Source organism: Hydrogenophaga sp. BPS33 (assembly GCF_009859475.1).
Lineage (GTDB): Bacteria > Pseudomonadota > Gammaproteobacteria > Burkholderiales > Burkholderiaceae_C > Hydrogenophaga.
On record NZ_CP044549.1, the window covers coordinates 1489693 to 1512898 of the forward strand.

The 23206-nt window shown below is 61.0% G+C and carries 20 protein-coding genes and 2 pseudogenes; 12 read left to right on the forward strand and 10 right to left on the reverse strand.

The window, feature by feature from the left end:
• The first annotated feature begins 10 nt into the window (after nt 1–10).
• Both F9K07_RS07025 and F9K07_RS07030 read left to right on the forward strand, forming a co-directional pair.
• Nucleotides 11–793 carry an SDR family NAD(P)-dependent oxidoreductase gene (locus F9K07_RS07025; RefSeq protein WP_159590728.1) on the forward strand — a complete coding sequence of 261 codons (783 nt, stop codon included), beginning with the start codon at nt 11–13 and terminating at the stop codon, nt 791–793.
• Between the two features lie 2 nt (nt 794–795).
• Entirely contained in the window at nt 796–1305 is a 510-nt protein-coding gene (locus tag F9K07_RS07030) for a nuclear transport factor 2 family protein (RefSeq protein WP_159590730.1), read from the forward strand.
• 24 nt (nt 1306–1329) lie between these two features.
• On the opposite strand, the gene F9K07_RS07035 is transcribed toward F9K07_RS07030, so the two are convergent.
• Entirely contained in the window at nt 1330–2763 is a 1434-nt protein-coding gene (locus F9K07_RS07035) for an MFS transporter (protein ID WP_159590732.1), read from the reverse strand.
• A gap of 130 nt (nt 2764–2893) precedes the next feature.
• Between F9K07_RS07035 and F9K07_RS07040 the strand changes: the two genes are divergently transcribed.
• Nucleotides 2894–3793 carry a LysR family transcriptional regulator gene (locus F9K07_RS07040; RefSeq protein WP_159590734.1) on the forward strand — a complete coding sequence of 300 codons (900 nt, stop codon included), beginning with the start codon at nt 2894–2896 and terminating at the stop codon, nt 3791–3793.
• A gap of 576 nt (nt 3794–4369) precedes the next feature.
• Here F9K07_RS07040 and F9K07_RS07045 read toward each other — a convergent pair.
• Genes F9K07_RS07045 through F9K07_RS07060 form a run of 4 tightly spaced genes read right to left on the reverse strand, consistent with a single transcriptional unit; the run spans nt 4370 to nt 7364 of the window.
• Nucleotides 4370–5221, reverse strand: coding sequence for a fumarylacetoacetate hydrolase family protein (locus F9K07_RS07045; protein WP_159590736.1), 852 nt, complete (start codon nt 5219–5221; stop codon nt 4370–4372).
• Nucleotides 5218–5664, reverse strand: coding sequence for a nuclear transport factor 2 family protein (locus tag F9K07_RS07050; RefSeq protein WP_159590738.1), 447 nt, complete (start codon nt 5662–5664; stop codon nt 5218–5220). Before F9K07_RS07050 ends, F9K07_RS07045 begins: the two co-directional genes overlap by 4 nt.
• A 5-nt stretch (nt 5665–5669) precedes the next feature.
• The gene (locus F9K07_RS07055; protein WP_159590740.1) at nt 5670–6674 is read right to left on the reverse strand and encodes a Bug family tripartite tricarboxylate transporter substrate binding protein; all 1005 of its coding nucleotides are present in this window, start codon (nt 6672–6674) and stop codon (nt 5670–5672) included.
• A gap of 33 nt (nt 6675–6707) precedes the next feature.
• On the reverse strand, nt 6708–7364 hold the full coding sequence (locus F9K07_RS07060; RefSeq protein ID WP_159590742.1) for a VOC family protein: 657 nt from the start codon (nt 7362–7364) through the stop codon (nt 6708–6710).
• A gap of 131 nt (nt 7365–7495) precedes the next feature.
• On the opposite strand from F9K07_RS07060, the gene F9K07_RS07065 reads away from it, so the two are divergent.
• Nucleotides 7496–9145 carry an FAD-dependent monooxygenase gene (locus tag F9K07_RS07065; protein ID WP_236581820.1) on the forward strand — a complete coding sequence of 550 codons (1650 nt, stop codon included), beginning with the start codon at nt 7496–7498 and terminating at the stop codon, nt 9143–9145.
• An 18-nt stretch (nt 9146–9163) separates the two neighbouring features.
• Here the strand turns inward: F9K07_RS07065 and F9K07_RS07070 are convergent, their stop codons facing one another.
• Nucleotides 9164–9862, reverse strand: coding sequence for a PadR family transcriptional regulator (locus tag F9K07_RS07070; RefSeq protein WP_159590744.1), 699 nt, complete (start codon nt 9860–9862; stop codon nt 9164–9166).
• A gap of 229 nt (nt 9863–10091) precedes the next feature.
• Here F9K07_RS07070 and F9K07_RS07075 point away from each other — a divergent pair, with 229 nt between their 5' ends.
• Complete coding sequence (locus F9K07_RS07075) at nt 10092–10301, forward strand: IS3 family transposase (RefSeq protein WP_442907433.1); 210 nt, start codon at nt 10092–10094, stop codon at nt 10299–10301.
• Between the two features lie 644 nt (nt 10302–10945).
• On the opposite strand, the gene F9K07_RS07080 is transcribed toward F9K07_RS07075, so the two are convergent.
• Nucleotides 10946–12033 (reverse strand): IS3 family transposase gene (locus F9K07_RS07080; RefSeq protein ID WP_159590482.1). Its coding sequence is split into 2 segments (ribosomal slippage): nt 10946–11781 and nt 11781–12033, totalling 1089 coding nucleotides; the frame shifts between segments, so codons are not numbered across the junction.
• A gap of 50 nt (nt 12034–12083) precedes the next feature.
• Here F9K07_RS07080 and F9K07_RS07085 point away from each other — a divergent pair.
• Both F9K07_RS07085 and F9K07_RS07090 read left to right on the forward strand, forming a co-directional pair.
• Nucleotides 12084–12443 (forward strand): annotated as a pseudogene (locus F9K07_RS07085) (aldehyde dehydrogenase family protein); the annotation flags it as partial.
• Between the two features lie 105 nt (nt 12444–12548).
• Nucleotides 12549–13683 (forward strand): annotated as a pseudogene (locus tag F9K07_RS07090) (IS3 family transposase).
• 375 nt (nt 13684–14058) lie between these two features.
• Here F9K07_RS07090 and F9K07_RS07095 read toward each other — a convergent pair.
• A complete protein-coding gene (locus F9K07_RS07095) occupies nt 14059–14697 on the reverse strand; it encodes a flavin reductase family protein (protein WP_159590748.1) in 639 nt (212 codons plus the stop codon).
• A 361-nt stretch (nt 14698–15058) separates the two neighbouring features.
• On the opposite strand from F9K07_RS07095, the gene F9K07_RS07100 reads away from it, so the two are divergent.
• Genes F9K07_RS07100 through F9K07_RS07120 form a run of 5 tightly spaced genes read left to right on the forward strand, consistent with a single transcriptional unit; the run spans nt 15059 to nt 20357 of the window.
• Nucleotides 15059–15811: an SDR family oxidoreductase gene (locus tag F9K07_RS07100; protein WP_159590750.1), complete on the forward strand. Its 753-nt coding sequence runs from the start codon at nt 15059–15061 to the stop codon at nt 15809–15811.
• Entirely contained in the window at nt 15808–16953 is a 1146-nt protein-coding gene (locus F9K07_RS07105; protein ID WP_159590752.1) for an acyl-CoA dehydrogenase family protein, read from the forward strand. Before F9K07_RS07100 ends, F9K07_RS07105 begins: the two co-directional genes overlap by 4 nt.
• A 3-nt stretch (nt 16954–16956) precedes the next feature.
• Complete coding sequence (locus tag F9K07_RS07110) at nt 16957–17445, forward strand: MaoC family dehydratase (protein WP_159590754.1); 489 nt, start codon at nt 16957–16959, stop codon at nt 17443–17445.
• 6 nt (nt 17446–17451) lie between these two features.
• A complete protein-coding gene (locus tag F9K07_RS07115; protein ID WP_159590756.1) occupies nt 17452–19596 on the forward strand; it encodes an acetate--CoA ligase family protein in 2145 nt (714 codons plus the stop codon).
• Entirely contained in the window at nt 19590–20357 is a 768-nt protein-coding gene (locus F9K07_RS07120) for a citryl-CoA lyase (RefSeq protein WP_159590758.1), read from the forward strand. The genes F9K07_RS07115 and F9K07_RS07120 overlap by 7 nt, the downstream gene beginning before the upstream one ends.
• A 152-nt stretch (nt 20358–20509) precedes the next feature.
• Here the strand turns inward: F9K07_RS07120 and F9K07_RS07125 are convergent, their stop codons facing one another.
• Nucleotides 20510–21250, reverse strand: a complete 741-nt coding sequence (locus tag F9K07_RS07125) for an IclR family transcriptional regulator (protein WP_159590760.1) — start codon at nt 21248–21250, stop codon at nt 20510–20512.
• Between the two features lie 231 nt (nt 21251–21481).
• On the reverse strand, nt 21482–23029 hold the full coding sequence (locus F9K07_RS07130; protein ID WP_159590762.1) for an acetolactate synthase large subunit: 1548 nt from the start codon (nt 23027–23029) through the stop codon (nt 21482–21484).
• Nucleotides 23030–23206: the final 177 nt, after the last annotated feature.

Here is a 23206-nt window from a genome sequence, read left to right on the forward strand (position 1 = left end):
GAATGGCGCCATGCCTCTGAACCTTCCCATTACCGACTGGCGCGGCCGACGCGTGTGGCTGATCGGTGCGTCCAGTGGCATCGGGCGTGCCTTGGCAGCCTTGCTGCACGAACGTGGCGCGCAGGTCTGCGTGTCGGCGCGCCAGCAAGAGTTGCTCGACGACTTCGTGCGCGAGCATCCTGGCAGCCAGGCGTTGGCGCTCGATGTGACGGACACGCAGGCAGTCGCCGGCGCGGCGCAACAACTGTTGGCGGCAGCGCCCCTGGACCTGGTGTGTTATTGCGCCGGCCACTACCGCCCCATGTCGGCCCATGCGCTGGATTTGGATGAGTTGTTGCAGCACCAGCGCGTGAATGTCACGGGCGCGCTGCAGGTGCTGGCCGTGGTGGTGCCCGCGCTGCTGCAGGCGGCCGCTGCCGGGCGCACGCCGCACCTGAGCTTGGTCGCCAGTGTGGCCGGATGGCGCGGCCTGCCGCAAAGCCTGGCATATGGCCCCACCAAGGCAGCGTTGATCAATCTGGCAGAAAACCTGTTTCTGGATTTGCGCCCGCAGGGTGTGGGCGTCAGTCTGGTCAACCCCGGTTTCGTCGATACCCCGCTGACGGCGCAAAACCAGTTCTCCATGCCGGCGCTCCTCACGCCGGAGCAGGCCGCCTTGGCCATCGTGCGCGGCTGGCAGCGCGGGCAGTTCGAGCTGCATTTTCCAAAGCGCTTCACAAGTGTGCTCAAGCTGATGCGCTGCTTGCCGTACCGCTGGTATTTCCCCTTGGTACACCGTTTCACGGGGCGCTGAACATGCCGACCTCTCCTGCGCAAACCGACCGGGACCCGCGTGCCACCACCGCCACGCAGCGGCTCATTGCGCTGTACGAGCAGCTCTCGCCCGCGCACCTGGCCACACTGGATGCCTACTATGCGCCTGACGCGCATTTCAAAGACCCCTTCAACGACGTGCGCGGTGTGCCCGCCATCGCGCAGATTTTTGCCCACATGTTCGCGACGCTGGATCAACCGCGCTTCACGGTCACTCAACACATCGTGCAAGGCGACCAGGCCTTTCTGGGCTGGGAGTTCCGCTTTCGCATGCGCCGCTGGCGGCCGCAGGTGGAGCAATGCATCCACGGTGCGACCTTGGTGCGCTTCGACGCCGAGGGCCGCGTGGCACTGCACCGCGACTACTGGGATGCGGCCGAGGAGTTGTACGAAAAGCTGCCGGTGCTGGGCGGTCTGATGCGCTGGCTGCGCCGATCTGCCTCGGCGACGGCCTCCACACAGGATTCCCATCCTCACCGTCCATCATCCTGAGACATCGCGTCGACTCCCGCGAGCTCAGGCCGCCTTTTTTGAGGAGGAGACCGAGCCGCGCCGGCCCCAAACTGCAACCGCAAGAGACACGACGATGAGTGCGGTGGCGATGGCGAAGGTCGTGCGCATGCCGAAGTCAATCGCAGCCGGTGCGACGCGTCCGCCATTCGAGGAACCAGCGGTTGCGGCGAACACCGCCCCCATGGCTGACGCACCGGTGATAAGCCCCAGGTTGCGCGACAAGGTCAACAGTCCCGAGATGACGCCGCGGCGGTCTTGAGGAACATCGGCCATGACGCCCGTGTTGTTCGCTGCCTGGAAGACCGCGTAGCTGCCGGTGATGATGACGATGGGAACGAGGTAGCCTGCGACACCGAAGGACGCGGGAATCGCGACCAGCGATCCGCAGCCGAGTGCCATTCCGATCAAGCCACCCATGCTTGTGACTTGCGACCTGAACCGATCCACCAGCCGGCCGGCCGGTGCACCGGTGAACGCCGCCACAGCGGGGCCCACCGACATCACCAGCCCGACGGCGCCCGTGCTCAAGAGCAAGCCTTGCGAGAGGTAGAAGGGGCCGACAACCAATGTCGCCATCAGCACGGTGGACACCAGGGCGCTCATGATGAGGCTGGCGGTGAGTCTGCGGTCACGGAACATGGCCAGGTGAACCAGGGGGGAATCGGTGCGAGACTCAACAGCCATGAAGGCTCCAACGCCTGCCACAGCGGCAACCAGAAGTGCAATGTTCAGTGGGCCGAAGTTGCCCTTGCCCAGCGTCATCGACAGCGCATAGGCGGCGAGCGTCGCCGCCAGCGTGATGGTGCCGAGGTTGTCGAACCGAGCGGACTTCACCTGTGCGGCGTCAGGGGGCAGAAAGCGCCTTGCCATTGCAATGGCGACGAAGCCCAGGGGAATGTTGATGAGGAAGATGGCTTGCCAACCGAAGCTTGCAATGAGAACACCACCTAGCGACGGGCCAAGGGCGGTGCCCACAGCCGACATCGTGCCCAGCATGCCCATGGCGCTGCCGGTGCGCTCCTTCGGCACAGCCTGCCCTACAAACGCGACCGTGAGGGCGAGCATGGCGGCCGCGCCGATGCCCTGAACGGCGCGCGCTGCGATGAGAACCCAAAGACTCGGCGCTGCGGCGCAAACGGCAGATGCTGCAGTGAACAGCGCCGCGCCGGCCATCAGAAGACGCCGACGACCGACAACATCGCCCAGACGCCCAGCGCTGACAACCAACGTCGTCGTGGCCAGCAAGAAGGAAATGACCACCCATTGGACCTGTTGGACAGGGGCCCCGAACGCATGGGTCAGGGTGGGCAGCGAGATGTTTGCGATGCTGGTGCCGAGGGATGGCAGCAGCATGAAGAGCGAGAGACAGGTGAGCGTCCATGGAGTGGACGACTTTGTGGGGGATGCCTGTTTGGTCTGCAGGGTTTCGGTGGTCATTCAAGGGCCTATGGGTCGTGTTTGGAGAGATGCCGTCAGGTTAGTGATGTGCGTGGTATGGCGGAAGGCGCGTCATTTGCAGTGAGTGGATGCGCTTGACGCCATATCACCGCCCGTGGGATCGTTTGGCATGGCCCATCCAGACCTGAATCTGCTGCTGACCTTGGACGTTTTGCTCACCGAGGGGAACGTCGCCCGCGCTGCGAAGCGGCTTAACTTGAGCGCCTCGGCCATGAGCCGCGCTCTTGCGCGGCTGAGAGAAACGACCGGGGACCCACTCTTGGTGAGGGCCGGGCGTGGCCTGGTGCCCACCCCCCGGGCGCTCGAACTGCGGGAATCGGTCGGCGCGCTGGTTCAGCAGGCTGAAGCGGCGCTTTCACCGGTGAAGGCGCTGGACCTGAAGAAGTTGGCTCGAACGTTCACGGTGCGAACCAATGAAGGCTTCGTCGAGAACTTCGGACCTGCGCTCTTGGCAAGGGTGGACGCGGTTGCGCCTGGCGTTCGGCTGCGATTCGTGCCGAAACCCGACAAGGACACGGGCCCGCTGCGGGATGGCCTTGTTGACCTGGAGACGGCAGTCGTTGGGGCCACCTATGGACCAGAGGTGCGCGTACGGGCTTTGTTCCGTGATCGCTTTGTGGGCGTCGTACGCCTTGGGCATCTCTTGGCAGAGGGGGCGCCGACGGTTCAGGATTACGCCGATAGCAAGCACGTGCATTCTGCGAGGCAACTTGATGAGAAGGGGCCGGTGGATGGTGCTTTGGCTGAGCTGGGGCTGGCGAGAATGATCCGGCTGACGGTGGGAGGCTTCTCAGCAGCTCTGGCGCTCGCACGAGCCACTGACATGGTCGCCACGGTTCCGGAGCGACACACTGGGAACCTGCGCGACGGAATGCATTCGTTCGCCCTACCGTTCGAGGTGCCTCCATTCACAGTCTCGTTGTTGTGGCATCCCCGGATGGAGGCTGACCTCGCGCACCGGTGGCTGCGGGAATGCTTCGTGAAGGCTTGCGGGCGGGACTTGACGTGACCCGTTGAGTCAACTGCGTGGGCTCGTCGCCCCGCCAAACACATCTCGGAGGCTCACTTCGGGGCCTCACCGACGCAGCGAAAGAGTCAAGTCAGTTCTCGCAAAACGCCGTCCGGCATCTACTAAGCCGGGTGCGTGCAAAACATCTAAACCGTCCTCTTCGAAGGCTCAGGCTAAAGGTGCTTCACGTCCGGCGCAGAAGCGTGTCGTAGCGACCGCGGAACTCACAGCGCCTGGTCCGGCCCAACGCAAGCAATCCCAGCTAATTTTCCTCCCGGGAAGAGAGTCCGGTGCGTCGATGGCCCAATTGGAATGCCAGACGATGTTGTAGTCGGTTGGGGCAGGTCGTGCGAACACGCGCGCCCAGCAGCGCACACCGCGTCGCCGGACAACACGTTCGTGTGTGCGAGCGACCGTGGACCATGACAACGATCGGCTTCGTTGTGGGGGACGCGGGCTCGACCAGGTCGCAAAAGAGAGGCCCGGCATCCAGCTGAGCGCAAGATAGTCGCTTTGGCATTTTCCTTGTTTCGTGGCGGGCGACCACAGGCGGCGGAGCCGAGGAACTGCTCGCTTTCAGCTGATGGGCTCGTCAATCACCGGATTCGACAGCTCGCCGATGCCGCTGACTTCGATGGACAAGGTGTCGCCAGCCTTCAGGTAGACCGGCGGCACGCGCTTGTTGCCCACGCCTGCAGGGGTTCCCGTTGAGATGCAATCGCCAGGCTCCAGTCGGCAAATCGTTGAAGCGTAGGCGACCAGATCCTCAAGGCGCCAGGCCATTTCACTGAAGAAGGTGCGCTGCATTTCCTGGCCGTTGACGCGCGTCACGAGTTCCATGCGACCAGGTTCGGCGATGTCGTCGCGCGTCACGATCCAGGGGCCATAAGCGCTAGAGGCGTCGAAGTTCTTGCCCGCGGTGACGCTGTGTGCCTGCCAGTCGCGCACCGAGCCGTCCATGACGATGGTGTAGCCGGCGACGTGCTCCAGCGCTCGGTTGGCCGGTATGTGCCGTCCGGCTTTGCCGATGACGATGGCGATCTCGCCCTCGAAGTCGAAGCGCTCGGACACGCGTGGGCGCTGCAGCGCAACACCGTGTCCCACCATGGCCTGCGGATGTTTGCTAAAGAAGAAAGGATGCTCGGGCGCCGCCTTGCCGGTCTCGGTCTGGTGGTCCTTGTAGGCCCATCCCACCGCGAGCATGCGGGCGTCCAAGTTGGGAATGGGGCGTTCGAAGACAAGTGTGTTCAACGCGGTGGCGGGCTCGGTGTCGGCAGCGCGGCGCGCTGCGTCCAGCGAGGGTGCCGCGAGCAACGCGCGCAGGTCGGCGAACTGGTGACCCAGCGAAGGGGCCAAGTCGACAAAGCCCAGTTCCGTGACGGCGCCGAAAGTGGATACGCCGTTGAGGCGAGCGGTGGCCAGTTTCATGGCGAAATTTCCTGTTGTTTGAAATCGATCTGAACTTCCCGCTGGACGAGTTGCCATCCGTTGTCACCGAGCGCGAGTTGATCGCGGTAGCGACCCATCACATTCGGTCCCGGCAGAGGCGCCGGGCGCTGGGGCGCGCCCTTGAAGTCGTGGCGGTAGACGGTGACGTATGAGTCCACCACCGCGTGGCCGTTGGGCAGAAGGCCCGTGCGCAGATTGCTCAGCACGTGGCGCACGAAGGTGCCGGGGTCGCGCACCTTCATGAAGTCGCGCAGTTGTTCCATGCCGACGAGGTCGCCGTCGTGCCGCTTCCACACGCCATCGGGTGCGAAATGGCGCGACATGGTGTCGATGTCGTTCATGTCGAAACCGTGCGTAAAAGCGAGCACCGTACGTTCGCAGGCGGCGGCCACGCTCGCGTCGGCCGGGTGTGTGGTTGTCATGTCGTTCATTCCGCCTTGATGTTGAGAGACTTGATGAGCGGGCCGTAGCGCGAGAGATCGGACACGATCAAACCGTCGACCACATCGGGCGGCGAACTCATCACGGTGAAGCCAAACTCGCCCAGCCGTTGTCGCGCCTCCGGCGATTGCGCGGCGCGCGTGACAGCCGCATTCAGCGTTGCGATCGTGGATGCGGGTGTCTGCGCCGGGGCAAGCAAGGCGAACCAGAAGGCCATGTCCAGCGCTGGATTGATTTCCTTGAGTTCGGGCAAATCCGGGAAGATCGTTTTGCCCAGCGGCCCACTGCTGGCCAATGCGACAACCTTGCCCGCCTTGATGTGTGGGAGCGCTTCAGCGAGACCGGTGATCACCACACCGATCTCTCCGCCCAGGAGCGCCTGCATGGCGGGCGTGGTCCCCTTGTAGGCCACGTGTGTCATGCGGGTATCCGTGTGCTTGAGGAACAGCTCCATCGCCAGGTGGGTGGTGTGTCCTTGACCGCCGCTGCCGTAGTTCAACCCACCCGGCTTGGTTTTGGCCAGGCGGATCAGATCTGCCGGGGTCTTCACGCCCAAGGAAGGATGGGCGACGAGCACCACGCTGGCTTTTCCCAACAGCGAGATGGGCTTGAAGTCCTTGCGCGGGTCGTAGCTTAAATGGGGATAGATGAACGGGTTGATGGTCAGCAGACTGTCGGTGGCCAACAGCAAGGTGTGGCCATCGGCCGGTGCCTTGGCGACCAGGTCTGCGGCGATGACGCCCCCCGCACCGGGCTTGTTGTCAGGCACCACGGGCTGCTGCAGTGCTTCGCCCATGCCGGTGGCGAAAAGCCGCGCCATCACATCGACCAGCGAGCCCGGTGGGCTCGGCAAAACAAGGCGCACAGGGCGGTTGGGGAAGGCGCTGGCGCCTTGGCCCCAAGCGGTTTGAGTGGCCAGTGCGGCCGCGCCGATCAGCAGGGTTCGGCGCCCGGTGGACCAGGCTGGCAGGGACTTTTTCAGTGGTGTCATCAGTGTCTCCTTTAGGGGTGAAACGAGCGAATTTCAGACCGGCAGCTTCAGCAAGGCTTCATGCGCCTCACCGCTTTGGTAGCGCGCAAGGTAGGTCTGAAAATCCATGTCGATGCCGGACGGATTGCGCTTGAATGCGGCCGAGTCGAAGTAGGCCTGCCATTCGTCAAATGTCGCGAAGTTGTTGCAACAGAGCTCGACGACGTTGCTGTCCGGATCGCGGTAGTAAAAGCTCGTGATCGGGCCGTGGTTGGCGCTGCGGTGTGGCAGCAAGCCGGCGTCGCGCAGAATCACCACGCGTTCCATCAAGTCGTCGAGACCGCCGTGTTTGAACTGCATGTGGTTCAGGCCCGGATCCTTGCCGGGCACCGAGCCAATGCCGGGGATTTCGAACACGGCAAACAGCTGTCCGTAGGGTGTGGCAGCAGCCTCCTTATCCAGAATCATGAAAGACGACCGCACCCGGCTTGCATGCACTTGCTTGCCGCCGTCGCCATGTTGTCCATCGATGGAAACGTCGGGCTTGGGCTCGTTCTCGATCGACCATGGGCGGCCGAGGACGGCGCGGTACCAGTCCTTGATCGCTTGGTAGCGACCCGTTTGCAGCACGATTTCTGCAATGCGCAGCGAGGGCAGATGGGCGGTTGCTTTGGCGAGTTCAGAAAAATTGGAAGGGGGTGAATTTGACATACGTTGGGCTCCTGGTTCTTGCGCGTACTGTGACGTCTATATTTACATATGTCAACATTGTTGTATGTAAGTGTTGACATATAAATGTCGCAGGCCTAGGATGACCACACAAGAGCCACGCAAGGAACAACATGAAGATGAAGGAAATACAGACCCAGGTGCTGATCATTGGCGCGGGCCCCGTGGGACTGGCGCTCGCCAACGAACTGGGCTACCAGGGCATACGCTGTGTGGTGGTCGAGCAAAGCAACGGTGAAGTGCTGTTTCCGGCGGGCGAAGGCATCTTCTCCCGGACGATGGAACACCTGCGGCGCTGGGGTTTTTCGGAGCGCGCCCGCCGCCATTCGGGCTTGCCAGAGCGCTACGCCCTCAATGTCGGGTTCGCAACGTCGGTCACCGGCAAGCTGCTGGCCTTGTTCGAAGCACCTTCCAACGAAGACATGCCGAACATTCAGAACGATTCACCCGAAGGCATATTGATCAGCCCGAAGATGGTGTTTGACCCTTTGCTGCGCCAGGGTGCGGAAGCACGAGAAGGCGTGGACCTGCGCTACCGCACCGAATGCACCGGCTTTGCGCAGACGCAGGAGGGTGTCACCGCGCAAATGAAGGACCTTGCAAGCGGCGAGAAATACGAGGTGCACGCGTCATACATCGCGGCCTGCGACGGCGCGCGCAGCATGGTGCGCAAGCAGCTCGACATTCGGTACCAGGGCTCCTTTGGCGAGGGGCACAACTTCGCCGTGTGGTTCCGCGCGCCGCAACTTCGCGCCCTGCTGGAGCGGCAGTTCGGTTGTTCCTTGTTCCAGTTGCACACGGTCAACACGCCGCGCCGCCCGTACTTCACCGCTGTCGACGGAAGGGACCAATGGCGAATGTCGATGTATATCGAGAAGGGCGACGATCCAGATGCAGTGGCGGCCATCGAAGCGGCCATCGGTGTGCCGATGCCGATCGAGGTCGTGCGCGCGCAGCCCTGGGCTGGTCACCGCGTGGTGGCGGCGCGGTACCGGGAAGGTCGGGCATTTCTGTTGGGCGACGCAGCACACCTGCGCTGGCCCAAGGGCGGCTTCGGCGCGAACACAGGCATCGGCGACGCCGTGGACCTGGGCTGGAAGCTGGCCGCTACCCTCCAGGGCTGGGGAGGTCCGTCGCTGCTGGACAGCTACGAATTTGAACGCAGGCCTATCGCGATCCGCAACGTGAACGAAGCGTCGAACAACCGCACGCTGGATGGCGCCATCGCGCCTGATCCAGCCTTCGACGGCGAGGGCGCCGAGGCGGTGACGCTGCGCCGACATACCGAGAGCCGCATTCACGCCTTGCGTCTGCGCGAATTCCGTACCCAGGGCGTTCAGCTCGGCTACCGATACCGCCAGTCGCCGTTGTGCGCGGTCGATGAAGCCCTCGAACCGCCGGACGATCACATGCTGTACCAGCCGTCGACTTGGCCGGGGGGACGGGCGCCGCATGCCTGGCTGGAGGATGGTCGCTCCACATTGGACCTCTTCGGTCGCGGGTTCGTCCTGCTGTGTCTTGCCGGCAAAGACGAAAATGGGTTGTTCAGGGACGCCGCTGCTGAGCGCGGCGTGCCATTGCGCGTGGAGACTTTTGCCATGGCTTCGCTGCACGCCTTGTACGAAAAATGCTATGTGCTCGTGCGTCCCGATGGGCATGTTGCCTGGCGCGGCGACGGATTGCCAGACGACCCTGGACACGTTCTTGACCTCGCGCGCGGTGCTGCGACTGTGCGGGCAAGGCAGCTAGCGGTTGCCGCCTGAAACGCAGGAGGCGTCTCGCTATTTGCGGGCGCGTTTGCGGATGGCAGCTGCGGCGCGAAAGTCTTTCTGAATCGACTGGTACCACTCGATCATGTAGCGCCGGCTGTCCAGCGCATACCGAATGTTGGCGTAGATGCCCGAGTACTTGCTGGCGGGCGGCGGGGGAAACGCCTGCCCCGATCGTTGTTCGGCGTCGTTCATGTGGCCGTTGATCATTTCGATCTCGGCCTCGGTCATAGCAATCTGTTCATCGAGCACTGTTAGCGCTTCCGATGGTGGCAGCAACCACAAGGAATTGACCTTGGCGTTGAACTCGAGGCGGCGGGTCATGGGGGTGGGTGCGTTGCGCACCCAGTCTTGCAACGCCGTCATGCCGGTGGCCGTGATGCTGTAGATCTTCTTGTTTGGTTTGCCTACTTGAGGCACGTCGCGAAATTGAACCAGGCCCTGGTCGGTGAGCGTTGCCAGCAGTGGATAAATCTGGCTGTGGCTCGCTTCCCAGATGTAGTTGCGCGGCGGACCCATGAACAGCGAAAGGTCATAGCCCGTCTCTTCTGCCTGCGCAAGGCGGCCCAGAATGACATACCCGATGGTGGGGATGCGAGAAGGTTCCTCTGACAGGTTCTTCGCTTGTCCCCTTATCGTCTTGGTGCGAACGGTGCCAGACGTTGCAGGCGCGGTGGTGGTCTTTCGAGCGGGGCGAGGGGACACAGGCATGGACAAATTGGATCACAGATTGCGTTGCCAGGCGCCGGGCTTGTGGTACCGGGCAGCACTGGTCTCGGCCATATCGCGGGCGATCCGCTTCCCATGCCCACCCCAACTGTGCCGAGCGAGCCATGAGGAGACCGATTTCCTAAGTTTTTCTGGCGGGGAAAGAGTGAACGTTTTTGATGAGACGCAAGCGTCAATTGCGAATCATGACTAAAAGCAAAGGCCGCACGGCATCCTCGACAACGCGGTGATTGAAAGCTTCTTCGGCACCCTGAAAGCCGAGTACGTCCATCTCGACAGGCCCGACAGCATTGATGCACTCGAAGCAGGCGTGCATGATTACGTCCACTATTACAACCACGAGCGCATCAAGCTCGGGCTACAGGGGCTCAGTCCGGTGGAGTACCGATTGAGAAGCACCGCCTTGACGGCGGTATCGTGACCGTCCAACTTCTGGGGGCAGTTCAATTCCGGGGCGGTTCAGACGGGCATGAATCGCGGCACAGCAGATATCCAAGGCGGAAGCTGGAGTGCCGGAAGCGGGTCGATGGCGGCTGTGAAGGCGATCGCCCGCAGGCTTGGCGTATCGCCGGAGCAGGGTCGGAAAGAGAGAACGTAGAGAGAACACGGCCAGAGCCGAGAGAAAGCCGTCTGAGAATCTCAACAGAGAGAAAGCGACTATCACGGAACCCGCATGAAACGGGGGTTCGCGCCAAAAAAAAGCCTCAGTGAAACTGAGGCTCCAGACATGCTGGCGGTGGAGGAAGGCGTGAGCGCACTCGTCTCACCGACTTTTGAAGATGTCGATCCTCCAAGAATTGTGAAAAACGAAAGAATGAGCGTGAACTTGCGCTTTGCGGACAGCTTTCAAAAAGGCGCGCGCGCACGCGAATACCACTTGCGTGGAAATGCAGCATTTCTGCGGTATGAAATACTCCCTGCGGTGAGACTGGATACTCGTAGAGGTTCATGGCTCTCCACCGAGAGATTAAATCCGTCACTGCATCGGGTCGCTGCGTGTGTGCGCGGGAGAACGACGTGTGGGAAGGGTAATCCCCCCGAATTCCACGGCTCCGAGAAGTAGAGCTATGCGGCCATGGCCAGCCGCTGTTTCGGGGTGATGCCGCCCAAGGCCATGTTTGGGCGCTCATGGTTGTAGCGCCACATCCACTGCGTGGCGTACTCGCGAACCTCGTCGAGGTCGCTCCAATGGTACTGGGACAGCCACTCGTAGCGCACCGTTCTGTTGAAGCGCTCGACGTAGGCATTCTGTTGGGGCTTGCCCGGCTGGATGTGCTCGATATGAATGCCTCTGGCACTGGCCCAGTTCAGCAACGTGGCACTGATGTACTCCGGCCCGTTGTCACAGCGAATCACGTTGGGCCTGCCGCGCCAAGCCATGATCTGCGCCAGGGTGCGGATCACACGCTGCGAGGGCAGCGAGAAGTCCACCTCCATGCCCAGGGCCTCGCGATTGAAGTCGTCGATCACGTTGAGCAGCCGGATGCTGCGACCGTCCTCCAGTTGGTCGTGCATGAAGTCCATCGACCAGACCTCGTTGCTGTGCTTGGGCACCGTCAGAGGCTCGGGCTTCTCGCGCACCAGGCGCTTGCGCGGCTTGATGCGAAGGTTGAGCTCCAGCTCCCGGTAAACCCGATACACGCGCTTGTGGTTCCAGGGCAAGCCGCGCACGTTGCGCAGGTGCAGGAAGCACAGGCCAAAGCCCCAGTTGCGGTTGTTGTCGGTCAAGCGCAGCAGCCATTGGGCGATCTCGTCGTCCTCAAGGCCGCGACGGGCCTCGTAGCGGTAGCAGGCCTGGCTGATCTGGAATGCCTGACAAGCAGCCCTGATCGACAGCCCGCGCTGGCGCACAGCTTGTTGTGCCATCTCGCGTCGGCGAGATGGCTTCACCACTTTTTTGCGAGTGCCTCCGCCACGACCTCGGCTTTGAGCTTCTCCTCGACATACATCTTGCGCAGCCGCGCGTTCTCCGCCTCCAGCTCCTTCATGCGCGCCATCAGTGAGGCATCCATGCCGCCGAACTTGGCCCGCCACTTGTAGAACGTCGCCGAGCTGATCCCCAGCTCTCGGCAAAGCTCAGGCACCGTTAGCCCCGCCTCCGCCCGCTTGAGTGCGTCGATGATCTGGCTGTCGGTAAATCGCGATTTCTTCATGGTAGAGATTCTCCTGTCAGAGTCTCTACTTCTCAGCTCAATGGTTTTGCGGGGGGATTACCTTCGAGCCTACGATCCTCACGAACGTGCCGCCTGAGGCCATCGTGGCGAGAGAGGAAACCTTCGGCCCGCTCGCCCCTCTGTTCCGGTTCAGCGACGAGGCCGAAGTAGTGGAGCGCGCCAACGACACCGAATACGGCCTCGCCGCGTACTTCTACTCCCGTGACCTCGCTCGTGTCTTTCGGGTGGCAGAAGCCCTGGAGTATGGGATGGTGGGCATCAACTCCGGCGCGATCTCCACCGAAATGGCACCATTCGGTGGCATGAAAGCCTCGGGTCTCGGTCGCGAAGGTTCTAAGTACGGCATCGAGGAGTACCTCGAGATTAAGTACCTGAATCTCGGCCTTTGAGTTCCGTTATTTTTCCATGTCAAGCAGCAGCATTGACCTGCCCCCCCACCAGCCGTACCAGGCTGAAGTTAGTGAAGTCCGTCAACCACCAGGAGAATGACGGATATGAAGAAGAGCAGATTCACCGAGGAACAAATCATCGGCTTCCTCAAGCAGGCCGAGGCCGGCATGCCGATCAAGGAGCTGTGCCGCAACGGCGGATTCAGCGATGCCACTTTCTACAAGTGGTGCGCCAAGTTCGGCGGCATGCAGGTCTCGGAGGCACAGCGACTGCGTGAGCTCGAATCCGAGAACGCCAAGCTCAAGCGGCTGCTGGCTGAGGCGCACCTGGACATGCATGCGCTCAAGAGCGTTCTGGGGGTAAAGCGCTAGCCCCACAGGCCAGACGCGAGGCGGCTGGGCGCATGGTGAGTGAGCACCATTTGTCCGAACGCCACGCGTGCCGTCTTGTGGGGCTATCCCGCGACAGCTACCGCCATCCACCCATGGCGGACCAGGCCACGCTGGATCTGCACGAGAAGATCGTGGAGATCGCGCACGTGCGTCGCCGCTTTGGCACCGGCGCATCCACGACCTGTTGCGCCCGCAGTTTCCCGGCATCAATCACAAGCGTGTGTACCGCCTTTACCGGCAAGCCAACCTGGCCGTGCGCCGGCGCAAGAAGAGCAAACGCCCCATCAACGAGCGCGTGCCGCTGCAGCTGGCACGCACGGTCAACGAGGTGTGGAGCATGGATTTTGTGAGCGACAGCCTCTCGGGTGGACGGCGCTTGAAGTACCTCACGGTGGCCGATGACTTCAGCCACGAGAGCGTGGACATCGTGGTGGACTTCGGTATCTCGGGCCAATACGTCACACGCGTCCTGGACCGCGCTGCGCTGTTTCGCGGGTATCCGAAGGCTGTGCGAACGGACAACGGACCGGAGTTCACCAGCCGGGCATTCATGGCCTGGGCGCAAGCGCATGGCATTCGCCACATCCTGATCCAGCCGGGGCGCCCGATGCAGAACGGCTACATCGAGAGCTTCAACGGCAAGTTCCGTGACGAGCACCTCAACGAGTGCTGGTTCCAGACCCTGCATCAGGCCAGGATGGCCGTGGCGCTCTGGCGAACGGACTACAACGAGGTCAGGCCGCACAGCAGCTTGGGACGCATGCCACCGGCTCGCTTCGCCGAGCTACATCGCCAGCGCGCTGACGATGCAGCTCGATCCCCATCAACTCACCACCCCATCGATTAACCTTCAACCCCGGACTTCCACTTTTGATTGGTACGTCTACAGGGGGCAGGTCAGACGCAGGTGATTTCTGGTTGTTGGCCTACAGCTGCCCTGCGGAGGATTGACCGAGCAGTTTGACGGCACGGCAGTGCACGCAGTTGATCCGGCGTTCTTGCATCCGCATGCATCGCTGATGACGGCCTCTTAAACACGTGTTGCGTCCAGCTCCCTAGATTGCGAAGGTTCTTGAGCGCAGCCACAGGCGCTTTACATCGGCTCGGAAGCGGCCTTGGCCTTTCTGTACGCCGTGGATACGCTGAACGCGCCTTCTAGTGGGTTTGGGCGAGCGCGGTGGTCTGCGTGTGAACCTGTTCTGCCGAAGGAGCAGTTGTCACGTTACCCCTCCTTTTCTTTCCTCTCCCACTCTTCAACACCAAGCTGCTTCATTTTGAAGCGCTCGCGCGTGTGCGTATACCAGCCAGGACTCTCCATGCGGCCCAACAAGTCGAGCTTGCTGGGATCCAAATAGCATTTTTCTGCATTCACTACGGCTTCGTCTTTGATGTGGACCGCAACGACATGCGCCACAAGTATGACGCCCGTGGTATCTACGGGAATCACTTGGTTGAGTCGGCACTCAAGAGCGACTGGACTGCGTTCAATGCGTGGAGGTCGAACCTTTGTAGACGACGTAGTTGCCAATCCTGCCACTTCGAGCTCGTTTACGGTTCGAGGAAACGGGACTGCCGTAGTGTTCATCTCCTCTGCCAGGTCGGAGGGTACCAAGTTGACTACAAACTCGCGACTCGCTTTTATGTTCGCGTAGCTATCTTTCGGTTCGCCACGCTGAAGCCCCATGCCTATACAAATTACAGGGGGAAATCCAGAGAAGAAGTTGAAGAACGAGTAGGGCGCAGCGTTCGGTCGGCCACTGTCATCGCAAGTGACGACCCACGCGATAGGGCGAGGAACGATGCTCGATGCAAGCAGTTTGTAGCTAAGTTTCTGGTCCAACTTATCGATGTCGAAGTACATACGAAATCCGGTGACTTGTGGAAGTAAAAAGTGCCGACAGCTACTTTGCGCAGCGTGCTGACCAAGACATTCGACTGGTTCTAGCGCCATCCTTATCGTGCCTTGAACGTGTACTGGAGAGGTTTCCTTGCCGTTTGAGCGCGGATTGGATGGGATTTCTCACCCTGTTGAGGCGTGTCGACGCGCACTGATCATGACGCCGCTTTACCCGGCCAACCATCTCGCTTGAGTGCCAAGACTATACTACGACGGGTTGTAGACAACAACGAAGTGTCGTACATTATCATCACGTGATTGGTCGCATTGGCAATGCTTGACGGCATTGCAGGCCCTGATCGATACAACCAAAGCGAGGACAAGCATGGATCTAGGACTGGTGGGTAAAGTGGCATTTGTCACTGGTGCGGGCAGAGGAATTGGGGTGGTGACTGCTCAGTACTTGGCGACAGAGGGGGTTGCAGTCGTGACCGTGGACCAAGATGCGGATGCGGCGGAAGCAACTGCTGCAGCAATCAACGCTAGTGGCGGTCGTGCCGTAGGGTTAGGTTGTGACGTAACTCGTGCCGACGAAGTCGTGAGGGCGGTGAACGCTGCCACAGGAGCGTTTGGTCGCCTCGACATCCTGGTGAACAACGCGGGCGTGGTGAAGGACCGCAGTCTCCTGAAGATGGAGGAGGCTGACTGGGACATCGTGGTGGACGTCACATTGAAAGGATCGTTCAACTGCTGCAAGGCCGCCATCCCTGAGATGCACAAGAATGGCTGGGGTCGCATCATCAACATCTCGTCCCGATCAATCTTTGGCAACCCGGGGCAGACCAACTACTCTGCAGCCAAAGCTGGCGTGATCGGCTTCACTCGAGCGCTGTCTCTTGAACAGGCGAAACGTGGAATCACGGTAAACGCAATAGCCCCAGGATTTATCGAGACCGAAGGCATGAAAAGCATTCCCAACTACGACAAGCTGCGCGAGGCGGCTATCCAGAAGACGCCCGTAGGATTCCTTGGAGAACCCCGGGACGTCGCTTCAACCGTTGCCTTCATGGCGTCGGAGCAAGCAAGGTACATATCCGGCACAACTGTGTTCGTGACCGGAGGGAGGTTCTCTTCGTGAGTATCGATGCTAGCGAGCAGGCTGAGCTGAGAACAAGCGTTCGAAGATTCTTGACTCAGAACGTAGTGCCACATATCGAAGTCAGCGAGAGAGATGGGACTTTTCCGTTCGAGCTACTTGCTTCACTCCGCGACTTCGGTTTGGTAGGAGGTCTGCTCTCTGAGTCGGACGGTGGAATGGGCATCGATACCCAGACGTGGGCGATGTTGATGGAGGAGGCTGGCTACTGCTGGCTTTCCATGCGCGTTCTTCTCAGCGGCATACATATCGTCGGCACGATACTGAGTGACCATGGATCTCCGCACCAGAGAGAGCAATTTCTGCGTCCTTTGTTGGAAAACGCGAGAAGGGTCTTCGTCGCAATTTCAGAGCCTGACGTGGGATCCAACGTTTCTGACATCAAGACCAAGGCAGTACTCAACGGTGACCACTACCAGCTATCTGGAACCAAGCTATGGATCACCAATGGCATGAATGCCGACTTTGGCATTGTTGTCGCGCGGACGTACAGCGAGAAGAGCAAGGGAGAGCTCTCACTGTTCCTGGTTGACGCCAACGAAACCGAATTCAGCCGGCGAGGGGTCGAAACGATGGTCCTGAAGTCGACTGGCACGGCCGAATTGAGCTTCGACAACGCGATCGTTCCTGCGGAGAACCTTTTGGGGGGAGAGGGTGAAGGGCTGCGCTTGATCTTGGCAGGGCTCAACATTGGAAGGCTGAATGTAGCGATGGGTGCCGTTGGCGCTGCTCAGCATGCCTTAGATCTGTCGATCGACTACGCAAAGTCCCGTAGACAGTTTGGGCGACAGATCGCGTCCTTTCAGTTGGTACAGAAAAACATCGTCGACATGACGATGAAGGTACAGGCAGCGCGAGCGCTCGGTCAGCTTGCTGCAGCTGCGCTTTCCTCCGGCGCACCATCTCGGTTGGAGTGCTCCATCGCAAAGCTGTATGCCACAGAGGCTGCGCACGAGGTGGCCAACTTGGCTCTTCAAGTTCATGGAGGGATGGGCTACGCCAGCGGTTATCCCATCGAAAGAATCTTCCGAGACACGCGAGGAGGAATGATTCCAGAAGGGACCACCGAGATACAAACGTTGATCATCGGCAGAGAACTGTTGGGCATTTCGGCCTTGACATAAACCATGAAAACCACACTTGAACAACTTCAGAACGCCGTGCTGTACTGGGACGATCTCCCGGTCGGCACGCGCTACACCACCTCGTCACGAACCGTCACAGAAACGGACATCGTCGCGTTCGCGGGCCTCACGGCCGACTACAACCGGGCGCACGTCGACGATGAGTTCGCCAAGACCAGCCACTTCGGCAAGCGCATCGCGCACGGCATGCTGGTCGCGTCCATTAGCGTGGGGCTGAACACCCGGACCATCCAGAACCAGCTGATGGAGAACGCCTTGATCGCCTTGCTGGAGAACAAACTCGCCTTCCCTAAGCCGACGTTCTGTGGCGACACGATCGAGGTCGAGGTGGAAGTGGCCGAGCAGCACACCACGAGCAAGCCCGACAAGGGTGTCATCGTCTTCAAGCGTCGCACTTTCAACCAGCGCCGCGAGATCGTGGTGGACTCCACGGTGACGCTGCTGATGAAACGCCGCCCCCTCGATACCTAAGCAACCATGTCACATTCCTTTTCTGATTTGTCCCGACTCGTTCTCCCCCGGTCCGTCGCGCTTGTGGGCGCGTCCGACCGGCCCGATAGCATCGGTGGGCGCGCGCTGGATAACCTTACGACGCACTCGAAATTCACGGGCCAGCTCCACCTGGTCAACCCCACGAAAACGAGTATCGCGGGCCGCCCGTGTGTGCCATCGGTACTGGACATTGCCGACGCGCCTGATCTGGCTGTGGTGGCGGTGAAAGCCGATGCAGTCCTCCAGGTGCTGGAAGACTGCGGAAGACGCGGCGTCAAGTTCGCCATCGTCTTTACCTCGGGGTTCGGCGAAACCGGTGAAGAGGGCCGGCAGGTGGAGCAGCAGATGCGCGACATCGTGGCTCGCACCGGCATGCGCATCTACGGCCCCAACTGTCCAGGCCTGAACAACATTAACGCTTCGCTAGGCTTCACGTTCTCGCCCGCCTTCCGGTTTGATCGCAAGGCCGGTCCCATCGGTCTGGCGACACAGGGCGGTGGCCTGGGACGCACCTTCGTCCAGGCGATGGAGCGCGGCGTGGGCACGGGTCTGTGGTGCTCAGCCGGGAACGAAGCCGACCTGGAGGTTTCCGACTTCATCCACTACATGGCGGGCGCGGAAGACATCCGAGTCATCGCCACTTGCCTGGAGGGCATCCGGAACGGCCCTCGCTTCATGGAGGCCTGCCTGCACGCGGCCCGCCAGGGGAAGCCCGTCATAGCGATGAAGATTGGCAAGTCCGACTACGGGCGAAAGGCGGCGCAATCGCACACGGCGGCGATCACCGGTTCTGCCGAGGTCAACAGCGCCGTGTTCAGGGAACTCGGGGTGATCGAAGTAGAGGATATCGACGAGCTCGTGAACACCGCATCGGTCATGGCGCGGGGACAGCCGACGGGGCACGAGAAGATCGCGGTGTACTGCTTCTCCGGCGGCACGGCGGCACTGGCCGCGGACAAAGTGGGCTCTGCAGGTCTCACCCTGTCGGCCTTCTCGGACGAGACAACGCGCAGGCTGCGCGCCCAGTTGCCGTCTTACGCGGCGATGGACAATCCTGTGGACACCACGGCCGACGTGCTCAGCAAGCCGGAGATCGGGTACGAGGCGCTCAAGGCAGTGTGCGAGGACCCCGACGTGGGCTTGGTGCTCTACCCTTTCCCCATCGAGTATGGGGCGGTGACCACCAGCGCCGCTGCCAGCGCCGTGCGCGTCCAAGGCGAGGTCGCCACCCCGATCGTGCCGGTCTGGATGAGCGACAAGCTGGGAGGTGGCTGGAACGAGCTGGTCAACGGTGGCCTGATGCCGATGCACTCGGTCAGTGCCGCGGTCCAGTCGATCGCGCGGTACGTGGACCATGGCCGCTGGAAGCAGACCACCTCGCCCGACTGGCGCCCGCTGGCACTGGCCGACCCTGCCTCGCCAGCGCTCCAGACGGAGTTGCCCGCCACCTCGCTGAGCGAGGTGGCGGCGAAAGACATCCTGCGCGCGGCCGGCATCGACGTGCCGCGGTCGCTCACCGTGGACAACGCAGATGGCGCCAGGCAGGCGTTCCAGTCGCTCGGCGCGGGAGCGGTAGCCATGAAGATTGTCAGCACCGAGATCCTGCACAAGACAGACGTAGGCGGTGTCCGCCTGGGCATCTCGTCTGAAGACGCGGCGGCTTCTGCTTACGAAGGCATCGTGGACAGCGTCAAGCGGCTGGCTGGCGGACAGGCCTTCGAAGGCGTGATGCTCGAACAGATGCTCGAAGGTCCCTTTGTCGAAGTCGTGGTGGGCATTCGCCGCGACGAAAGCTTCGGACACCTGTGCACGTTCGGCCTGGGTGGGGTCAGCGTCGAACTGTTCAAGGACGTCAGCCGCCGGCTGCTGCCCATCTCGTTGCCGCGTGCCCACGCCATGATCGCCGAGACCCAATGCGCCCGCCTGCTCGAAGGGCACCGTGGCAAGCCACCGATGGATGTGGAGGCGCTGGCCAGCGCACTGGTGCAGCTCAGCGAGCTGGTGGCCCGGCATCCGGACACCATCGAAGAAATCGAAATCAACCCACTGGCCGTCAGGCCCAGAGAACAAGGCGTCGTTGCCCTCGACGCCGTCATCAGCATCCGTGGAAAGGAACCTTCAGCATGGTAAAGACAGAAATCGGCTACACGACCGTGGACGCCATCACCGTTCGTGGCTTGAACCTGGCCAACGACATCCTGGGCAAGTTCGACTTCGTGGACATGGTGGTGCTCACCACCATGGGGCGCAAGCCTTCCGCCCAGGAGAAGGTGATGCTCAACCTCCTGTTGGTCACGGCGGCGGACCATGGCCTCACCCCCAGCGCGTTGAGCGCGAGGCTGACCTACTTGGGTGCCCCCGAAGCCCTGCAGGGAGCGGTGGCGTCTGGGTTGCTGGGCGCAGGCAGCGTATTCCTCGGCACGACGCAGAATGCGGCCCAGATGCTAATTGATGGGGCACAAGGCCTGTCCGACGCATCGGATGAACAGGCTGTTGCAAAGGCGGCGGCAGACCTCGTGGCCAGCATGAAGGCCGCCCGCAGGCCTGTGTTCGGCGTCGGCCACCCCATTCACGTCAACGGCGACCCGCGCGTGCCCGTGATGCGCGAGATATCGCAAGCGGAAGGCTTCTACGGCATTCACTGGCGCCTGATGGACGCGATCGCCGCCCACCTCCAGTCGCTCGGCAAGCGTCTGCCCATGAACGCGGTCGGCGCGTGCGCCGCCATCATCGCGGACATGAAGCTCGACCCCCTGCTCGGTCGGGGCCTGATGCTGACAGGCCGTTGTGCGGGCCTCGTGGGCCACATACTGGAAGAACGGGCCACCCCGATCGGCCAGGAGCTCTGGGACCTCGTGTTGTCACAAGACCCTCGCAACGAAGTTCCGTGAGGGTTACGTTGGATGGTGTCGCCTCTCACCACGGATCGAGGTAGAGGTGGCCTGTCTCCATTGCCTGGGGCACCCAGCACTACATTATCTTCATCGCACGGAGGTCGTCCTCTTCATAGGCGCGACTTCGCTTGCGGACGTGTGAGGTGGACCTAGGAGGGTCTGAACAAGTATTCGCTGACCTCGGCTAGAGCGGCTAAATACTCCTTTTTGTTCAGTCGGATTCGGCCCACAGGACCCACCACCGAGATAGCCAACTGCTCTGCCCCGATGTTGCCAGCCATCGCAAAGGCAGCGAGGTCTTCCGCGCCCTCGTTTTCGACCAGTGACCACCCGTTCTGCTTGAATTGCGCAATCTGCTTGGAGAGTGCCGGGAGCTCAGTCATCGTGCCGGACGCTAGTTTTCGCATGGGCTTTAGTTTCAACTGCTGCACAGCTTCTGCCGGCGTGCCGAGTGCCAGTATTGCCTTGCCGAGTGCAGAAACATGCAGACTAATCTTCTCCCCCTGCGCCGAGGTGTAGCGGAGGGGATAGCGTCCCTCACAGAATGCCAGTACGTGGACCACCCCATCGACGATCTTTCCGCACAACGTACTCTCACCCGTCTTGTCTCTGAGCATCTCGCAGGCTTCCTCTAGCCAAGCCGTCGTGGTGTCGTTCTTATTGACTTCGGCGGCGACAGAGTAGAGACGACTGGTGGGATAGAGCCGACGGGAGCGCGCGGACTTGGCCAGATAACCAATATCGAGCAAGGTACCCACCAAGTCTGAGCAGCTGCTTTCAGGAAGATTTAGGTGCTTTGCTAACTCGGTATTGGAGAGCTCGCGCTTTTCTCGAGCAAAGACCTCAAACAATGCTAGTGCGCGTGCAGCAGCAGGGACAAATGCAGGCATTCCAGTTCCGAAGTTTCGTAGAAAGTCACATAATAGTCGTTCCACCGAGTTCGCGGTGACCGTCAAAACGTTCCAGGCGGTCTAAGTCCTAGAACAGCGGCGGGATGCGCTGACAACGCATCCGCACTTGCGCAAGGGCACTGTTGACGATTGCGGCATCCTCCTCAGCACGGGCTCAACCGCCGAGATTCAACGAGACGGCAAGCGATATGCAGAGATGCCGACGATTGACTACAGCACGAGTTCAATGAGGTGAGGACCCTTGTGGTCGATGCCAAGCGCAAGCTCCCGATTGAACTCGTCAAGATTGCAAGCACGGCTGGATGTCATGCCAAAGCCTCTCGCAAGCGCTTGCCAGTCAAGTGCTGGATCATCAATGGTCATCATGCGCATTGCGTTGCCGCCTGGTTTTCCTCCCCCAACATTAGCCAGCTCCCCCAGTAGGATCTTGTAACCGCGATTCGAGAACACAACGATGACGATGTTTAGCTGCTCACGAGCCATGGTCCACATGGCGGAAAGGGTGTACATCGCACTACCGTCTGCCTGCAGGAGAATCACTTTGCGATCTGGCACTGCCACCGCCGCGCCCACAGCCTGTGGTAGGCCGAAACCAATCGATCCGCCCATCGGAGATAGCCAGTCGTGCGGAGCTGCGTTCTGGGTAATTGGGGCAAAACCGCGACCCGACGAGACGGACTCATCGACTACAACGGCGTCGTCTGGTATGAAAGCAGCAAGCGATTGAGCTATACCCTCAAGTGTGAACGGGCCCTTCGCAGGAAGCGGGCGAGGTCCTGTAGCCACTTGCAGGGGTGGTGTGTCCAGCGCACCTAGTTCTTCAGCAAGTGCATACAGAGCCTGCTCAATGTCTTCGTCCGCGTTCGCCAGAGTGGTGAGTTGACAATCTGGCTGTGTCAGCACACTTGGCTTCTCCGGGTAAGCGAAGAAGGCGACAGGTGGTTTGGCGCCAATCAAAATTAGATGACGCGTCTCACGGAGCATGGCTACCGCTGAGTCGACGGAGTACGGAATGCGTGCGATGGCCACTCGGCCCACCCCACGCTCCTCCCTGGCACTCTGATATTCAGAAAGTAAGCTGCACCCTGTCTTGGCCGCGATTCGCCCGGCCAGCTCCTTGGCGCGCGCGTAGAGCCCAGCGTCGCCTAGCAACAGAGTGACACCCTCGTTCGCTTGCAAGATTGATGCGACGTTCCGGACAAGTTCTCTGGAGACGGTTGATCGGGGTTGAACGCTTCGTGGAGCTGCCGGGCCATCAGCAGCCTCCCACGCGGTGTTGGCGGGAAGGATCAAGCTTGCGATTCGACCAGGCGGCTGGCAGGCTACTGCGATGGCGTCAGCAGCATCTGCAGCGACAGTGCGCGAACTGGTTGCGCTGCGAACCCAATCCGACATCGGCCGGGCTACTGCTTCCACGTCGGCGGACAACGGTGTGTCGTGTTGCTGGTGATACACCGCATGATTCCCGACGATGTTGACTATGCCCGAGCGCGCCTTGCGAGCGTTGTGAAGATTGGCCAACCCGTTGCCCAAGCCGGAGCCAACATGTAGCAGGGACGCAGCAGGCTTTCTTGCCATGCGGTAGTACCCGTCAGCTGCGCCCGTCGCCACTCCTTCGAACAAGCAGAGTACACAACGCATACCTGACACGCTGTCGAGCGCCGCGACAAAGTGCATCTCCGAGGTTCCTGGATTGGCGAAACATAGTTCCACGCCCCCGTCGACCAGCGTGCGGACAAGACTCTCTGCGCCGTTCATGGTCGTCCCCATCCGTTATGAAAGTGCTCCCTCGCTAGAGCCCGAGTGTTTTGCAACGTCATATCTGCTGTCCTTTCCGATTTGAGACTGGTTTCGATGTCCATTGCATTCTACGATATATCGTTTTATAATTCAACCGTTCGTAGACAACAACGGAGACTTTCTATGCTCAGAAAC

What these genes read in the sequence shown, in the direction of transcription:
- F9K07_RS07025 (WP_159590728.1), top strand. Translation starts at nt 11, where the DNA reads ATGCCTCTGAACCTTCCCATTACCGACTGGCGCGGCCGACGCGTGTGG.
- F9K07_RS07030 (WP_159590730.1), top strand. Translation starts at nt 796, where the DNA reads ATGCCGACCTCTCCTGCGCAAACCGACCGGGACCCGCGTGCCACCACC.
- F9K07_RS07035 (WP_159590732.1), bottom strand. Translation starts at nt 2,763, where the DNA reads ATGACCACCGAAACCCTGCAGACCAAACAGGCATCCCCCACAAAGTCG.
- F9K07_RS07040 (WP_159590734.1), top strand. Translation starts at nt 2,894, where the DNA reads ATGGCCCATCCAGACCTGAATCTGCTGCTGACCTTGGACGTTTTGCTC.
- F9K07_RS07045 (WP_159590736.1), bottom strand. Translation starts at nt 5,221, where the DNA reads ATGAAACTGGCCACCGCTCGCCTCAACGGCGTATCCACTTTCGGCGCC.
- F9K07_RS07050 (WP_159590738.1), bottom strand. Translation starts at nt 5,664, where the DNA reads ATGACAACCACACACCCGGCCGACGCGAGCGTGGCCGCCGCCTGCGAA.
- F9K07_RS07055 (WP_159590740.1), bottom strand. Translation starts at nt 6,674, where the DNA reads ATGACACCACTGAAAAAGTCCCTGCCAGCCTGGTCCACCGGGCGCCGA.
- F9K07_RS07060 (WP_159590742.1), bottom strand. Translation starts at nt 7,364, where the DNA reads ATGTCAAATTCACCCCCTTCCAATTTTTCTGAACTCGCCAAAGCAACC.
- F9K07_RS07065 (WP_236581820.1), top strand. Translation starts at nt 7,496, where the DNA reads ATGAAGATGAAGGAAATACAGACCCAGGTGCTGATCATTGGCGCGGGC.
- F9K07_RS07070 (WP_159590744.1), bottom strand. Translation starts at nt 9,862, where the DNA reads ATGCCTGTGTCCCCTCGCCCCGCTCGAAAGACCACCACCGCGCCTGCA.
- F9K07_RS07095 (WP_159590748.1), bottom strand. Translation starts at nt 14,697, where the DNA reads ATGTACTTCGACATCGATAAGTTGGACCAGAAACTTAGCTACAAACTG.
- F9K07_RS07100 (WP_159590750.1), top strand. Translation starts at nt 15,059, where the DNA reads ATGGATCTAGGACTGGTGGGTAAAGTGGCATTTGTCACTGGTGCGGGC.
- F9K07_RS07110 (WP_159590754.1), top strand. Translation starts at nt 16,957, where the DNA reads ATGAAAACCACACTTGAACAACTTCAGAACGCCGTGCTGTACTGGGAC.
- F9K07_RS07115 (WP_159590756.1), top strand. Translation starts at nt 17,452, where the DNA reads ATGTCACATTCCTTTTCTGATTTGTCCCGACTCGTTCTCCCCCGGTCC.
- F9K07_RS07120 (WP_159590758.1), top strand. Translation starts at nt 19,590, where the DNA reads ATGGTAAAGACAGAAATCGGCTACACGACCGTGGACGCCATCACCGTT.
- F9K07_RS07125 (WP_159590760.1), bottom strand. Translation starts at nt 21,250, where the DNA reads ATGCCTGCATTTGTCCCTGCTGCTGCACGCGCACTAGCATTGTTTGAG.
- F9K07_RS07130 (WP_159590762.1), bottom strand. Translation starts at nt 23,029, where the DNA reads ATGAACGGCGCAGAGAGTCTTGTCCGCACGCTGGTCGACGGGGGCGTG.